14 protein-coding genes are annotated in these 14,566 nt (G+C 60.7%); all 14 read right to left on the reverse strand.

Going from position 1 to position 14,566, the window contains the following annotated elements; translation table 11 throughout:
* Positions 1–182 precede the first annotated feature (182 nt).
* Positions 183–575 (reverse strand): DUF2802 domain-containing protein, encoded by a 393-nt coding sequence (locus Q7C20_RS25860; RefSeq protein WP_375071068.1) that lies wholly within the window; start codon positions 573–575, stop codon positions 183–185.
* Positions 576–1,061 carry a chemotaxis protein CheW gene (locus tag Q7C20_RS25865; protein ID WP_375071070.1) on the reverse strand — a complete coding sequence of 162 codons (486 nt, stop codon included), beginning with the start codon at positions 1,059–1,061 and terminating at the stop codon, positions 576–578.
* An 80-nt stretch (positions 1,062–1,141) separates the two neighbouring features.
* On the reverse strand, positions 1,142–1,933 hold the full coding sequence (locus Q7C20_RS25870; RefSeq protein ID WP_375071071.1) for a CheW domain-containing protein: 792 nt from the start codon (positions 1,931–1,933) through the stop codon (positions 1,142–1,144).
* Positions 1,933–2,721 carry a ParA family protein gene (locus tag Q7C20_RS25875; RefSeq protein WP_375071072.1) on the reverse strand — a complete coding sequence of 263 codons (789 nt, stop codon included), beginning with the start codon at positions 2,719–2,721 and terminating at the stop codon, positions 1,933–1,935. The genes Q7C20_RS25870 and Q7C20_RS25875 overlap by 1 nt, the downstream gene beginning before the upstream one ends.
* A gap of 51 nt (positions 2,722–2,772) precedes the next feature.
* Complete coding sequence (motD, locus tag Q7C20_RS25880) at positions 2,773–3,660, reverse strand: flagellar motor protein MotD (RefSeq protein WP_348062676.1); 888 nt, start codon at positions 3,658–3,660, stop codon at positions 2,773–2,775.
* Positions 3,661–3,693: 33 nt separating this feature from the next.
* Complete coding sequence (locus Q7C20_RS25885; RefSeq protein WP_375071073.1) at positions 3,694–4,434, reverse strand: flagellar motor protein; 741 nt, start codon at positions 4,432–4,434, stop codon at positions 3,694–3,696.
* Positions 4,434–5,561, reverse strand: a complete 1,128-nt coding sequence (locus tag Q7C20_RS25890; protein WP_375071074.1) for a chemotaxis response regulator protein-glutamate methylesterase — start codon at positions 5,559–5,561, stop codon at positions 4,434–4,436. The genes Q7C20_RS25885 and Q7C20_RS25890 overlap by 1 nt, the downstream gene beginning before the upstream one ends.
* A gap of 48 nt (positions 5,562–5,609) precedes the next feature.
* Complete coding sequence (locus Q7C20_RS25895) at positions 5,610–7,814, reverse strand: chemotaxis protein CheA (RefSeq protein WP_375071075.1); 2,205 nt, start codon at positions 7,812–7,814, stop codon at positions 5,610–5,612.
* 11 nt (positions 7,815–7,825) lie between these two features.
* Positions 7,826–8,614 carry a protein phosphatase CheZ gene (locus Q7C20_RS25900; RefSeq protein WP_375071076.1) on the reverse strand — a complete coding sequence of 263 codons (789 nt, stop codon included), beginning with the start codon at positions 8,612–8,614 and terminating at the stop codon, positions 7,826–7,828.
* An 18-nt stretch (positions 8,615–8,632) separates the two neighbouring features.
* A complete protein-coding gene (locus Q7C20_RS25905) occupies positions 8,633–9,007 on the reverse strand; it encodes a chemotaxis response regulator CheY (protein ID WP_005790040.1) in 375 nt (124 codons plus the stop codon).
* A gap of 171 nt (positions 9,008–9,178) precedes the next feature.
* On the reverse strand, positions 9,179–9,919 hold the full coding sequence (fliA, locus tag Q7C20_RS25910) for an RNA polymerase sigma factor FliA (protein ID WP_065909829.1): 741 nt from the start codon (positions 9,917–9,919) through the stop codon (positions 9,179–9,181).
* A complete protein-coding gene (fleN, locus tag Q7C20_RS25915; RefSeq protein WP_339416596.1) occupies positions 9,916–10,749 on the reverse strand; it encodes a flagellar synthesis regulator FleN in 834 nt (277 codons plus the stop codon). Before fleN ends, fliA begins: the two co-directional genes overlap by 4 nt.
* 104 nt (positions 10,750–10,853) lie before the next feature.
* On the reverse strand, positions 10,854–12,170 hold the full coding sequence (gene flhF / locus Q7C20_RS25920) for a flagellar biosynthesis protein FlhF (protein ID WP_375071077.1): 1,317 nt from the start codon (positions 12,168–12,170) through the stop codon (positions 10,854–10,856).
* 11 nt (positions 12,171–12,181) lie between these two features.
* Positions 12,182–14,296, reverse strand: coding sequence for a flagellar biosynthesis protein FlhA (flhA, locus tag Q7C20_RS25925; protein ID WP_375071078.1), 2,115 nt, complete (start codon positions 14,294–14,296; stop codon positions 12,182–12,184).
* Between the last annotated feature and the right edge of the window lie 270 nt (positions 14,297–14,566).

Below are 14,566 nucleotides of genomic sequence, written 5' to 3' on the forward strand. Positions count from 1 at the left end.
GCCCATCGCGGCGGCCCACGGATTCAAGCCGGAGTGCGGGCACACCGAGCCTAAGCGAGGTGCCGAGTGGTGGGGCAAAGACCTTTTGGTTACTTTTGGGGCGTTTGCCAAAAGTGACCCGCTGTAAGAGCGGAACCGATTTCAGCCGTTACCGCAGCAACGGATATGTACACAAACACCCATCAGCCTTTGTGCAACTTACTCATCAACTGCGCCTCAGCCTGAGTCAACCCACACGACTGCGTCAACTCATCCACCGTAGCCCCCATCCCCACCAACTTAGCCGCCTGAGCAAACGACAAATTCGAAGGATCCCGCTGTTCCAACTGCACCAACCTATCCGGCAAAGGCCCAAGAATCGCGCGCAACTCATGCACCTCATCCCCCACTTTCACCGCACTCTGCTGAAAATGATCCACACGCTTGACCAACTCCACCAAACGCCGATCACGCACAGCATCACGCTCAGCCTGTTGCACGGCCAACTCCCGTTGCTGGCGCACATAGCGCAGCACGAACGCCAAAGTCCCGGCCCATAACAGCGCCAGGACAATCACCGCTGCCTCAAAGAACAATCAGATATTCTCCAGTTCCGACCACTCGTCTTCGCTCATCATCTTGTCCAGCTCAACCAGAATCAGCAGCTCGCCGTTCTTGTTGCACACGCCCTGGATAAACTTGGCGGATTCCTCGTTGCCCACGTTCGGCGCAGTTTCCACTTCCGACTGACGCAGGTAAACCACTTCAGCCACGCTGTCGACCATGATCCCGACCACTTGCTTGTCGGCTTCAATAATCACGATACGCGTGTTGTCGTTGACCTCATTCGGTGCCAGACCAAAGCGCTGGCGCGTGTCGATGACCGTCACCACATTGCCGCGCAGGTTGATGATACCCAGCACGTAACTTGGCGCACCCGGAACCGGAGCGATCTCGGTGTAGCGCAGCACTTCCTGCACGCGCATAACGTTGATGCCATAGGACTCGTTGTCCAGTTTGAAGGTGACCCATTGCAGGATCGGATCATCCAGACCTTGTGCGGACGCTGATTTATTGTTCATACCACTGACCCCTTCAAATGCCGTTGGAGACGGCGTGTGTGCTGGTTTGGCCGCGCAACCGCCCGGCCCTTATTGTTCAATCAACTGCGTTTGTTCTGCGGCATCGATTTGACGGCGCCACTGGCGATCAACTCGGCCAGTTCAGCGACGTCGAGCAATGCGCACATGTGTTCGATCACGGTACCCGCCAACCAGGGCCGCTGGCCTCGGTGGCTGCGCCATTTGATTTCATTTGGGTCCAGGCGCAACGAACGGCTGACTTGATGCACCGCCAGCCCCCACTCATAGCCCTGCACCGATATCACGTACTGCAAACCCTCGCGAAAGTCATCGCGATAACGGTCAGGCATCACCCAGCGCGCAGTGTCGAGCACTTTCAGGTTGCCGGCCTGGCTCGGCAGAATGCCGAGGAACCACTCCGGTTGCCCGAACAGTGGCGTCAGCTCCTGACCGGCCAGCGAATAAATCGAGCCCAGGCACACCAACGGCACCGCCAGGGTCAACCCGGCGACGTCGAACAGCAGGCATTCAAACGGCTCGGCGGCCCACGCCGGGCGACCGTCGCCGGTCACCGGCGGCGGCGTGATGTTCGGCGGCAGGTGCACTTCCACCACCGGCTCGATTACCGCCGGCGCCAGCACCACAGGCGTAATGGGCACCACAACCGGCGCGGCCACAACGTGTGCATCGCGGGCTTGTTCTTCCAGCACCGCCAGCTGGAATTCATCCAGCGTGCTGTCCGGTTCTACCGCCGGCGCCACCACAAGGATCGGTTCCGGCAATTCTTCTGCGGTCGCCTCCTGCAGCAAGGCATCCAGGTAGGATTCCAGCGCCAGTTGCGGCCGGGTCTTGAGTTCAACGGGACGGATCATCACGCCACCTGCGCCACAAGCTGCTGCGACAGCAGGTGCTTGAGCAACGCGCGGTACGCCAGCACGCCACGGCTTTTACCGTCGAACTGCGACGGGGTGAGCCCGGCACGGCTGGCGTCGCGCAAGCGCGTGTCCACCGGGATGTAGCCATTCCAGATAGTCTCGGGGTAGGCATCGCGCAACACCCGCAACGTGCCGAGCGACGCCTGGGTGCGACGGTCGAACAGGGTCGGCACGATGCTGTACGGCAGCGCCTGTTTGCGCGAACGGTTGATCATCGCCAGGGTGCTGACCATGCGCTCCAGGCCTTTGACTGCCAGGTGTTCGGTCTGTACCGGGATCACCAATTGCTGGCTGGCCGCCAAGGCGTTGACCATCAGCACGCCGAGCAACGGCGGGCTGTCGATGATTGCGTAGTCGAATTCCTGCCACAGTTGCGCCAGGGTCTTGGCGATCACCAGGCCCAAGCCGCTCTGCCCCGGCGACTGGCGCTCAAGGGTGGCCAGCGCGGTGCTCGACGGCAGCAGGGAAATGCTGTCGTTGCTGGTGGGCAACAGCAGTTGCCCGGGCAAGTCGGCAGCCACACTGCCCTTGTTCAGGAACAGGTCGTAGCAGCTGTGTTCCAGCGCATCCGGGTCATAGCCGAAATAGCTGGTCATGGAGCCGTGAGGGTCCAGATCGACCACGACCACGCGCTTGCCCGCCTCGGCCAGCAAGCCGGCCAGGGCGATGGAAGTGGTGGTCTTGCCGACCCCACCTTTTTGATTGGCAACTGCCCAGACTCTCATTCAGTTGATTCCTCCCGGCAGGCGTTGGCGCAACCGAGACAGTGCATAAAGTTATTTGGCCGGTGACGGAGAATTGACGGCGCTCTGACGAACCGACGGCTTGACAGCAGGTGGTGCAGTTTGTGTGCCAGCCCGCTTCAACGCCGCATCCGGCGTTGCATTGGCCGTGCCGGTACCGGTCAGGCTGCGGCGTACATCCAGGTTACGCGACACCACCAACACCACACGGCGGTTGCGCGCGCGGCCTTCGGCGGTGGCGTTATTGGCCACCGGCTGGAATTCACCGTAGCCCACCGACGCCAATCGCCCAGGGTTGACGCCCTGCATGGCGAGCATGCGCACGATGCTCGCGGCGCGCGCTGAAGACAGTTCCCAGTTGGTCGGGTACTGCGCCGTGGCAATCGGCACGTTGTCGGTAAAGCCTTCGACGTGCACCGGGTTTTCAAACGGTTTGATGATCGCCGCCACCTTATCGATGATGGTAAACGCCTGGTCGCTCGGCATCGCATCGGCGCTGGCGAACAGCAGGCTGGAATTCAATTCGATCTCTACCCACAACTCATTGCCGCGCACGGTCATCTGGTTGGACTTGATCAGGTCGCCAAACGCGGCGCTGATGTTGTCGGCAATACTTTTCAACGGGTCGCTGGTGCCACCGATGCCGGCAGCGGTTTCGTCGCTGTCGTTGACCAGCGGCTTGGCCGGGGTCACGGTCTTGGGCCGCTCATCACCAATCGGGATCGGCTTGAGGGCGCGCTCAGAGTCTGAAAACACCCCGAGCAGCGCTTCGGAAACGACCTTGTACTTGCCTTCGTTGACCGACGAGATGGAGTACATCACCACAAAAAACGCGAACAGCAAGGTGATGAAGTCCGCGTAGGACACCAGCCAGCGCTCGTGGTTAACGTGTTCTTCAGGCTCGCGGCGGCGACGGCTCATGGAACCTCCCCCCATTGTTGGGTGCAGTGCCCATCAATCCATGAAGCCCTGGAGCTTCAATTCGATGGAACGCGGGTTCTCACCCTCGGCAATCGACAAGATCCCTTCCAGCAGCATTTCGCGGTAACGCGACTGGCGCATGGCGATCGACTTGAGCTTGCTCGCCACCGGCAACAGCAACAGGTTGGCGCTGGCCACGCCGTAGATGGTTGCGACGAAGGCGACGGCAATGCCGCTGCCCAACTGCGACGGATCACCCAGGTTGCCCATCACGTGGATCAGGCCCATTACCGCACCGATGATGCCGATGGTCGGCGCGTAGCCGCCCATGCTTTCAAAGACTTTGGCAGCGTTGATGTCGCGGCTTTCCTGGGTGTAGAAATCCACTTCCAGGATGCTGCGGATCGCTTCCGGTTCGGCGCCGTCCACCAACAGTTGCAGGCCCTTGCGCGAGTAGCTGTCGGGTTCGGCATCGGCCACGCCTTCAAGGCCCAGCAGGCCTTCCTTGCGCGCGGTGAGGCTCCAGTTGACCACGCGGTCGATGCCGCCAGGCAGGTCAACGCGGGGCGGGAAAATGATCCACACCACAATCTGCATGGCACGCTTGAACGAACTCATCGGTGACTGCAACAGCGCAGCGCCGACGGTGCCGCCAAGCACGATCAGCGCCGCCGGGCCGTTGGCCAGGGCGCCGAGGTGGCCGCCTTCCAGGTAGTTGCCGCCGATAATTGCGACAAACGCCATGATGATGCCGATCAGGCTCAGTACATCCATCAGAGGCAAGCCTCCACCAGATGTTTGCCGATGTCGTCCAGGCTGTAAACGGCGTCGGCCAGGTCAGCCTTGACGATGGCCATGGGCATGCCATAAATCACACAACTGGCTTCGTCCTGCGCCCAGATCGCGCTGCCGCTCTGCTTGAGCAGGCGCGCACCTTCACGGCCGTCGGCGCCCATGCCGGTGAGTACCACCGCCAGAACTTTGTCACCGTAGGACTTGGCCGCCGAACCGAAGGTGATATCCACGCACGGCTTGTAGTTAAGGCGCTCGTCGCCCGGCAGGATTTTGATCGAGCCACGCCCGTCGATCATCATCTGCTTGCCACCCGGCGCCAACAGCGCCAGGCCCGGACGCAGGATGTCGCCATCCTCGGCTTCCTTGACGCTGATGCTGCAAAGCTTGTCCAGGCGTTCGGCGAAGGCCTTGGTGAACGCGGCAGGCATGTGTTGGATCAACACGATCGGTGCCGGAAAGTTCGCCGGCAATTGGGTCAATACGCGCTGCAGGGCTACCGGGCCGCCGGTAGACGTGCCGATAGCCACCAGCTTGTAGGCTTTGCGTTTTGGCGCAGGCGAATGGGCGCTCGGTGCCGGCGCGCGAACCGGCGCTGGAGCCGGCCGCGCCACTGGCGCAGGCGTTGGTGCCGGGCGGGCAAACGTCGAGGTGGTCGGTGCCGGCGCGGCAACCGGTGCGGGCGCCGGCGTGCTGAACAGGCTGCGACGGTTACTGCGCGAAATGCTGTGCACCTTCTCGCACAGCATCTGCTTGACCTTCTCGGGGTTGCGCGAGATGTCTTCAAAATTCTTCGGCAGGAAGTCCACCGCACCCGCGTCCAGCGCATCCAGGGTGACCCGGGCGCCTTCGTGAGTGAGTGAAGAGAACATCAATACCGGGGTCGGGCAGCGCTGCATGATGTGCCGAACAGCCGTGATGCCATCCATCATCGGCATCTCGTAGTCCATGGTGATCACGTCAGGCTTCAACGCAATGGCTTGATCAATCGCCTCTTTGCCGTTGGTGGCCGTACCGACCACCTGAATGGTTGGATCGGCGGAAAGAATTTCCGAGACGCGGCGGCGGAAGAAACCCGAATCGTCCACCACCAGGACCTTGACTGCCATAAACACTCCGTTAGGCGGGACGGGCGATACCGCCCTGCCCCACCAGAATCAAATACGCCGTGCGGCGTAACGCTTGAGCATGCTCGGAACGTCGAGAATCAGCGCGATCCGACCGTCACCGGTGATGGTCGCACCCGACATGCCCGGGGTTCCCTGCAGCATTTTGCCCAAAGGCTTGATGACCACTTCTTCCTGACCCACCAATTGATCGACCACAAAGCCGATACGCTGGGTGCCCACGGAGAGAATCACCACATGGCCTTCGCGCTGCTCCTCATGCTTGGCCGATGCCACTAGCCAGCGCTTGAGGTAGAACAGTGGCAACGCTTTGTCGCGCACGATCACCACTTCCTGGCCGTCCACCACGTTGGTGCGCGACAGGTCGAGGTGGAAGATTTCGTTGACGTTGACCAGCGGGAAGGCAAACGCCTGGTTGCCCAGCATCACCATCAGGGTCGGCATGATCGCCAGGGTCAATGGCACCTTGATGACGATCTTGGAGCCCTGGCCCTTGGTCGAGTAGATATTGATCGAGCCGTTGAGCTGGCTGATCTTGGTCTTCACCACGTCCATGCCGACGCCACGGCCGGACACGTCGGAAATCTCGGTTTTGGTCGAGAAGCCCGGGGCGAAGATCAGGTTGTAGCACTCGGTGTCGGTCAGACGGTCGGCAGCGTCCTTGTCCATCACGCCACGCTTGACCGCGATATTGCGCAAAATGGCCGGGTCCATGCCTTTGCCGTCATCGGTAATCGACAGCAGGATATGGTCGCCTTCTTGCTCTGCCGCCAGAATCACCTTGCCGCCACGGGACTTGCCCGAGGCTTCGCGTTCTTCCGGGGTTTCGACGCCGTGGTCGACGGCGTTACGCACCAAGTGGACCAGCGGGTCGGCCAGGGCCTCGACAAGGTTTTTGTCGAGGTCGGTTTCTTCACCCACCAGCTCCAGGTTGATCTCTTTCTTCAACTGACGGGCCAGGTCGCGAACCAGACGCGGGAAGCGGCCGAAGACTTTCTTGATCGGCTGCATCCGCGTTTTCATCACCGCGGTTTGCAGGTCAGCCGTCACCACGTCGAGGTTCGACACGGCCTTTTGCATGGCTTCGTCGCCACTGTTCAGGCCCAGGCGCACCAGGCGGTTACGCACCAGCACCAGCTCGCCGACCATGTTCATGATGTCGTCCAGGCGCGCGGTATCAACCCGTACGGTGGTTTCGGCTTCAGTCGCAGGTTTTTCCGCCGGCGGTGCCGAGGCAGCGCGGGCTGGCGCCTGTGCGGCAGCCGGGGCTGGCGCTGGCTTGGCGGCAACCGGCGCAGCGGCTTTGGCCGCTACGGGTGCAGCCGTGGCAGCGGCGGCAGCCGGGGCCACCTCGCTGAACTTGCCTTTGCCGTGCAACTCGTCGAGCAAGGCTTCGAATTCGTTGTCAGAGATCAACCCGTCGCCGGCCGGTGCCGGTGCGGCGGCTGAGGCGGCGGCTGGCGCTGCGGCGGTCGCCGAGACTTGCGGCAAGGCGTCGGCAGCAAACGTGCCTTTGCCGTGCAGTTGGTCGAGCAACGCTTCGAATTCGTCATCGGTAATGTCGGTGCTGGCCGGGGCCGCAGGTGCTGGCGCCGCAGCGGCAGGTGCCACGGCGTCGGCGGCGAACTGGCCTTTGCCGTGCAACTGGTCGAGCAGGGATTCGAACTCTGCGTCCGTGATGTCTTCACTGGTCGGCGCAGCCACAGGCGCACGCGGCGCCTCAGCCTCAGCCTTGACCGCGTTGAGGGAGTCGAGCAACTGCTCGAACTCGCTGTCCGTCACGTCGACTTCAGCTTCCACCACCGGTTCAGGGGCGGCGGGCGCCACGGGTGCAGCGGCGGTGTCGGCAGGCTCTGCATAGCGCGCCAGGGCGGCCAGCAACTCCGGCGTGGCGGCAGTGATCGGTGCACGTTCGCGCACTTCGCTGAACATGCCGTTGACCGCATCCAGTGCTTCGAGAATCACGTCCATCAACTCCGAATCAACGTGACGCTCACCCTTGCGCAGGATGTCGAACACGTTCTCGGCGATGTGGCAGCACTCCACCAGCTCATGGAGCTGGAGGAAGCCGGCGCCCCCTTTTACAGTGTGAAAACCGCGAAAAATTGCATTGAGCAGGTTCGCATCATCCGGGCGGCTTTCCAGCTCGACCAGTTGTTCGGACAGTTGCTCTAAAATTTCGCCGGCCTCTACAAGGAAATCCTGAAGGATTTCTTCATCGGCGCCGAAGCTCATGTGGGTGCTCCTTAGAAGCCTAAACTGGATAACAGGTCATCTACGTCATCCTGACCTGACATAACGTCTTCACGTTTATCGGCATGAATCTGCGGACCTTCACCCTTGGCGAGATGTTTTTGTGGATCTTTTTCCGAGAGGATCGCTTCGCGGTCATGTTCGATGCCTGCAAAACGATCAACCTGGCCGGCCATGAGCACCAGTTTGAGCAAGTTGCTTTCCACTTCGGTGACCAATTGGGTCACGCGCTTGATCACCTGACCGGTGAGGTCCTGGTAATCCTGGGCCAGCAGAATGTCGTTGAGGTTGCTGGAAACCGTGCGGTTTTCCTGTTCGCTGCGCGACAGGAAACCTTCAACCCGGCGCGCCAACTCACGAAACTCTTCTGCACCCACTTCCCGACGCATGAAGCGGCCCCAGTCAACACTCAGGGCCTGGGCTTCGTTGGCCATGCCGTTGACCAGAGGCGTGGCGTTTTCCACCAGGTCCATGGTGCGGTTGGCCGCCGCTTCAGTCAGCCTGACCACATAGGACAGGCGTTCGGTCGCGTCGGTGATTTGCGAAATCTCTTCGGCCTGGGGCATATGCGGGTCAATCTGAAAATTGACGATCGCACTGTGCAGCTCGCGTGTGAGCTTGCCCACTTCCTGATACAGGCCGCGGTCACGGGTCTGGTTGAGCTCATGGATCAACTGCACCGCGTCGCCGAACTGGCCTTTTTCAAGGCTGTCGACTAACTGGTGAGCATGCTTTTTCAGGGTCGACTCAAAGTCTCCCTGCGACGTTTCTTTATGCGCCATAGCTCCCCCGTTGCAGCCTCAATGACCGATGCGTTCGAAGATTTTTTCAATCTTCTCTTTCAGCGCCAGCGCCGTGAACGGCTTGACCACGTAACCGTTAACCCCGGCTTGGGCGGCTTCGATGATCTGCTCACGCTTGGCTTCGGCGGTCACCATCAGCACAGGCAAGCTGCGCAGCTTTTCGTCAGCGCGTACGTGGCGCAGCAGGTCGATACCGGTCATGCCCGGCATGTTCCAGTCGGTTACCAGAAAGTCGATGCTCCCGCTGTTGAGGATCGGAATCGCCGTAATGCCGTCATCCGCCTCGACCGTGTTGGTGAACCCAAGGTCACGCAACAGGTTTTTTATGATCCGCCGCATCGTTGAGAAGTCATCAACGATGAGGATTTTCATGTTCTTGTCCAATTCGACCTCCAAGCAGTCTTAAACGCGCCCAGCACCTGGACGCGCCATTTCAATCAACAGGCGTTACACAAAAAGGACTGCCAGGGGCACCACGGAACGAAGCCGCGAAAGGCGATTAACCTCTCGAGCAGTTGCGCTGCAGTGTCCCCACACTGCCTGTCAGCGCGCGCGCCACTCTCCCAATCGCCCCCGCAAGCGGGCGGCGCATTGGCTGTGCAGCTGGCTGACACGCGATTCGCTGACCCCCAGGACCTCACCGATTTCCTTGAGGTTCAGCTCTTCGTCGTAGTACAGCGCCAACACCAGTCGCTCACGCTCAGGCAAATTGGCGATCGCGTCCGCCAACGCACCCTGGAAACGTTCGTCTTCCAGGTCGCGTGACGGTTCCAGGTGAGCACTCGCGCCGTCCTCGTGCAGCCCTTCGTGTTCGCCGTCCTGCAACAGGTCGTCGAAACTGAACAAGCGGCTGCCCAAGGTATCGTTCAAAATCCCGTAATAATCGTCGAGACTCAATTGGAGTTCGGCCGCAACTTCGTGATCTTTAGCGTCACGACCGGTTTTTGCTTCAATTGCGCGAATTGCGTCACTCACCATGCGCGTATTGCGGTGTACCGAACGCGGCGCCCAATCCCCTTTACGCACCTCATCGAGCATCGCGCCACGGATGCGGATACCCGCATACGTCTCGAAACTCGCACCTTTGCTCGCGTCGTATTTGGTCGACACTTCGAGCAGGCCGATCATGCCGGCCTGGATCAGGTCTTCCACCTGCACACTGGCGGGCAGGCGGGCCAGCAAGTGATAGGCAATGCGCTTGACCAGCGGCGCATAGCGCTCGATCAGTTCGCCCTGGCTGTCACGTGCCGACTTTTTGTAAAGGTTGTAGCCGCTGGATGTCATAGCACCGGTCCTGCGCTCGTTTGATGCACCAATCGCTCCACGAAAAACTCCAGATGCCCCCGCGGGTTAGCGGGCAACGGCCAGGTATCGACCTTCTGGGCAATCGCCTTGAACGCCAGTGCGCACTTCGAACGAGGGAACGCTTCGTAGACCGCACGCTGCTTTTGCACGGCCTTGCGCACACACTCGTCGTAGGGAACTGCACCAACGTATTGTAGGGCGACATCGAGGAACCGATCCGTGACCTTGGTCAACTTGGCGAACAGGTTGCGACCTTCCTGCGGGCTTTGGGCCATGTTGGCCAGCACGCGGAAGCGATTCATGCCGTGGTCACGGTTGAGCAGTTTGATCAGGGCGTAGGCGTCGGTAATCGAAGTCGGTTCGTCGCACACCACCAACAGCACTTCTTGCGCCGCGCGCACGAAGCTGACCACGGACTCGCCGATCCCGGCGGCGGTGTCGATCACCAGCACGTCGAGGTTATCGCCAATATCACTGAATGCCTGAATCAGGCCGGCATGCTGCGCCGGGCTCAGGTGCACCATGCTCTGGGTGCCCGAGGCTGCGGGCACGATGCGAATGCCACCGGGGCCTTGCAGCAGCACATCGCGCAGCTCACAACGGCCTTCGATCACATCGGCGAGGGTGTGTTTGGGTGTCAGCCCCAGCAGAACGTCGACGTTCGCCAAGCCCAAGTCAGCATCCAGCAGCATGACGCGACGGCCAAGCTCTGCCAGGGCCAGGGACAAATTCACTGACACGTTAGTTTTTCCGACGCCACCTTTGCCGCCGGTCACCGCGATCACCTGTACGGGATGCATGCTGCCCATTTTATTTCTTTACCTTGTCTTGCTTAGACGCAGGCTACATGGCTTGGCCGCGTGAATCGCTTGCAGACCATCGATGTAGATACTTTTCACGGCGTTCACTGCTCTCAACCGACCCGTTTTGCGGGGTTGTGGTAAAGGTCCGCGAACATATCAGCCATCGCTTCCTCGCTTGGCTCTTCTTGCATTTGCACACTGACAGCACGGCTGACCAACTGATGACGACGCGGCAGATGCAGATCATCCGGGATCCGCGGCCCGTCGGTCAGGTAGGCAACCGGTAATTCATGGCTGATCGCCAGGCTCAACACTTCACCCAGGCTCGCGGTTTCATCGAGCTTGGTCAGGATGCAACCCGACAGGCCACAGCGCTTGTAGCTGTGGTATGCGGCGGTCAGCACCTGTTTCTGGCTGGTGGTGGCCAGTACCAGGTAATTCTTCGATTTGATGCCACGCCCGGCCAGGCTTTCCAGTTGCAGGCGCAATGCCGGGTCACTGGCTTGCAGGCCGGCGGTGTCGATCAGCACCACGCGTTTGCGCAGCAGCGGGTCGAGCGCATTGGCCAGGGACTGGCCCGGGTCCACGTGGGTCACCGGTACGTTGAGAATACGGCCCAACGTTTTGAGCTGTTCCTGGGCACCGATGCGGTAGCTGTCCATGCTCACCAGCGCGATGTTTTGCGCGCCGTATTTAAGCACATAGCGAGCCGCAAGCTTGGCCAGGGTGGTGGTCTTGCCCATGCCGGCGGGGCCGACCATGGCAATTACACCGCCTTCTTCAAGGGGTTCGATTTCCGGCGTGGCGATCATCCGCGCCAAATGCGCCAGCAACATGCGCCAGGCTTGGCGTGGTTCTTCGACTTCGGCGGTCAGCGTCAGCAGGTCGCGAGACAACGGGCCAGACAGGCCGATGCGTTGCAGGCGACGCCACAGGTTGGCCTGTTGCGGCTTGCTGCCTTGCAGTTGGGTCCACGCCAGCGAGCCCAGCTGCACTTCGAGCAGCTCACGCAGGCCGTTGAGTTCAAAGCGCATCGAATCCAGCGCGCGCTGGTCGACTGCAGCGGCCGGGGCTGGCGCGGCAGGACGTGGCGGTTCTTTGAAAGTCGGTTCTACCAAGGGCTCGGAAGCGGTCAGCGGCAGGCCGGCGAACAGCTGGCGATTGGTGGTGGCATCGCTGTCGCCACGCATGCTCAGTTCGGCCTGGGCCGAGACAATGCGCGAGGCGGTCTTGCGCAGCTCGTCTTCGAGTTCCATGTTCGGCACGCGCGGGGCCAGCGCCGAAGGGGTGTAATCCAGCGCAGCCGTCAGCTCGACACCGCCAGCAATGCGGCGGTTACCAATAATCGCGGCATCGGCGCCCAGCTCATCACGTACCAGTTTCATGGCCTGACGCATATCGGCGGCGAAAAAACGCTTAACTTGCATAACCCACTACCTCAGCCGTTGGGCCCTACTGTCGCGACGATAGTCACTTGCTTATTGTCAGGAATTTCCTGGTAAGCCAAAACGTGCAAATTCGGAACTGCCAGACGTCCAAACCGCGACAACATCGCTCGGACCGGGCCTGCCACCAACAGAATCACTGGCTGGCCCTGCATTTCCTGGCGTTGCGCGGCGTCGATCAACGAACGCTGCAGTTTTTCAGCCATGCTTGGCTCCAGCAGAACGCCCTCTTCCTGGCCTTGCCCTGCCTTCTGAATACTATTGAGCAATATTTGTTCCAACCTTGGTTCCAGGGTGATAACAGGCAGCTCAGACTCAACGCCTACAATGCTTTGCACGATTGCACGGGACAAGCCGACACGCACCGAAGCCACCAGCGCGGCAGTATCTTGACTCTTGGCGGCATTGTTGGCGATGGCCTCGGCGATGCTGCGAATGTCGCGCACCGGCACCTGCTCGGCGAGCAAGGCCTGCAACACCTTGAGCAATTGCGACAGCGAGAGTACGCCGGGCACCAGTTCTTCGGCCAATTTTGGCGAGGCTTTGGCCAGCAACCCCATCAATTGCTGGACTTCCTCGTGGCCGATCAGCTCGTGGGAGTGCTTGTACAGAATCTGGTTGAGGTGCGTTGCGACCACGGTGCTGGCATCCACAACGGTGTAACCGAGTGACTGCGCCTGGCTGCGCTGGCTGACTTCGATCCAGACCGCCTCCAAGCCAAAAGCCGGATCTTTGGCGGTAATGCCATTAAGCGTGCCGAATACCTGCCCAGGGTTGATCGCCAACTCGCGGTCCGGGTAGATCTCGGCTTCGGCGAGAATCACGCCCATCAGGGTCAGGCGATAGGCGCTCGGGGCCAGGTCAAGGTTGTCGCGGATATGCACGGTGGGCATCAAGAAGCCCAGATCCTGCGACAGCTTTTTGCGCACGCCCTTGATCCGCGCGAGCAATTGGCCGCCCTGGTTACGGTCTACCAGGGGAATTAAACGGTAGCCAACTTCCAGGCCGATCATGTCGATCGGGGTCACGTCATCCCAGCCAAGCTCCTTGGTTTCCTGGGCGCGGGCCGGCGATGGCAGCAATTCCTGCTGACGGACGATCTCTTGCTGGGCCTGAACCTTGACCGTGTTTTGCTTTTTCCAGAACAGGTAGGCACCGCCAGCCGCCATGGCCGCCATGCTCAAAAACGACACGTGGGGCATGCCCGGCACGATACCCATAATCGCCATGATGCCCGCCGCCACGGCCAGCGCCTTGGGCGATGCGAACATCTGGCGGCTGATCTGCTTGCCCATGTCTTCGGAGCCCGAAGCACGGGTCACCATGATCGCCGCTGCTGTGGATAACAACAGTGATGGCAATTGCGCCACTAAACCGTCACCGATGGTCAGCAAGGCATACACCTTGCCCGCATCGCCAAAGGTCATGCCGTGCTGGAAGATGCCGACCGCCATGCCGCCGATCAGGTTGATAAACAGAATCAACAGACCCGCGATGGCGTCACCGCGCACAAATTTGCTGGCACCGTCCATGGAACCGTAGAACTCGGCTTCCTGGGCCACTTCAAGGCGCCGCGATTTAGCCTGGTTTTGATCGATCAGGCCGGCGTTGAGGTCGGCGTCGATAGCCATCTGTTTGCCGGGCATCGCGTCGAGGGTAAACCGCGCGCTCACCTCGGAAATCCGCCCGGCGCCCTTGGTCACCACCACGAAGTTGATGATCATCAGAATCGCAAACACCACGATACCGACCACGTAGTTACCGCCGATCACCACCTCACCGAAGGCCTGAATCACCTTACCCGCGGCGGCATGGCCGTCCTGACCGTGCAACATCACCACCCGCGTCGACGCCACGTTCAGCGCCAGCCGCAACAGGGTCGCAATCAGCAAAATGGTCGGGAACACCGCAAAATCCAGCGGCCGCAGGGCGTAAACGCACACCAGCAGCACAACCACCGACAGGGCAATGTTGAACGTGAAAAACACATCCAGCAGGAACGGCGGCATCGGCAACATCATCATTGCCAGCATCACCAGCAACAACAACGGCACACCCAAATTGCCCCGCGACAAATCAGTCAGGGTGCCACGGGCCGTGTTGAGCATTTGAGAGCGATCTACCACCGGTATTCCTCGTGTCCTTAAAGCAAACTTTTGACGCCTGAAAGCGTCCTGAAGGCGGTATTGCAAGAAGCCTTCCAACTTTTGCCTAACGGACCAGATCGCCTGATACGGCGTGAACCCTCCCCCCCATCAACGGTATGTGGAGGTATTAAAGTTGTACTCGGTCAAAACTGTGGGAGCGGGGGGGGGGGGGGGGGGGGGGGGGGGGGGGGTGGGGGTGGGTGGGGTTGGTTGGGAGCTGGCGGGCGGGCG

The sequence above is a fragment of the Pseudomonas sp. AMR01 genome, assembly GCF_041946035.1.
Taxonomy (GTDB): Bacteria; Pseudomonadota; Gammaproteobacteria; order Pseudomonadales; family Pseudomonadaceae; genus Aquipseudomonas; species Aquipseudomonas antarctica_B.

Bases quoted from the DNA above. Each gene is read 5' to 3' on its own strand.
- Q7C20_RS25875 (WP_375071072.1), bottom strand. From the start codon at position 2,721: ATGAGAGTCTGGGCAGTTGCCAATCAAAAAGGTGGGGTCGGCAAGACC.
- Q7C20_RS25900 (WP_375071076.1), bottom strand. From the start codon at position 8,614: ATGGCGCATAAAGAAACGTCGCAGGGAGACTTTGAGTCGACCCTGAAA.
- motD (WP_348062676.1), bottom strand. From the start codon at position 3,660: ATGAGCCGTCGCCGCCGCGAGCCTGAAGAACACGTTAACCACGAGCGC.
- flhA (WP_375071078.1), bottom strand. From the start codon at position 14,296: ATGCTCAACACGGCCCGTGGCACCCTGACTGATTTGTCGCGGGGCAAT.
- fleN (WP_339416596.1), bottom strand. From the start codon at position 10,749: ATGGGCAGCATGCATCCCGTACAGGTGATCGCGGTGACCGGCGGCAAA.
- Q7C20_RS25895 (WP_375071075.1), bottom strand. From the start codon at position 7,814: ATGAGCTTCGGCGCCGATGAAGAAATCCTTCAGGATTTCCTTGTAGAG.
- Q7C20_RS25885 (WP_375071073.1), bottom strand. From the start codon at position 4,434: ATGGATGTACTGAGCCTGATCGGCATCATCATGGCGTTTGTCGCAATT.
- Q7C20_RS25870 (WP_375071071.1), bottom strand. From the start codon at position 1,933: ATGATCCGTCCCGTTGAACTCAAGACCCGGCCGCAACTGGCGCTGGAA.
- Q7C20_RS25905 (WP_005790040.1), bottom strand. From the start codon at position 9,007: ATGAAAATCCTCATCGTTGATGACTTCTCAACGATGCGGCGGATCATA.
- Q7C20_RS25890 (WP_375071074.1), bottom strand. From the start codon at position 5,561: ATGGCAGTCAAGGTCCTGGTGGTGGACGATTCGGGTTTCTTCCGCCGC.
- flhF (WP_375071077.1), bottom strand. From the start codon at position 12,170: ATGCAAGTTAAGCGTTTTTTCGCCGCCGATATGCGTCAGGCCATGAAA.
- fliA (WP_065909829.1), bottom strand. From the start codon at position 9,919: ATGACATCCAGCGGCTACAACCTTTACAAAAAGTCGGCACGTGACAGC.
- Q7C20_RS25865 (WP_375071070.1), bottom strand. From the start codon at position 1,061: ATGAACAATAAATCAGCGTCCGCACAAGGTCTGGATGATCCGATCCTG.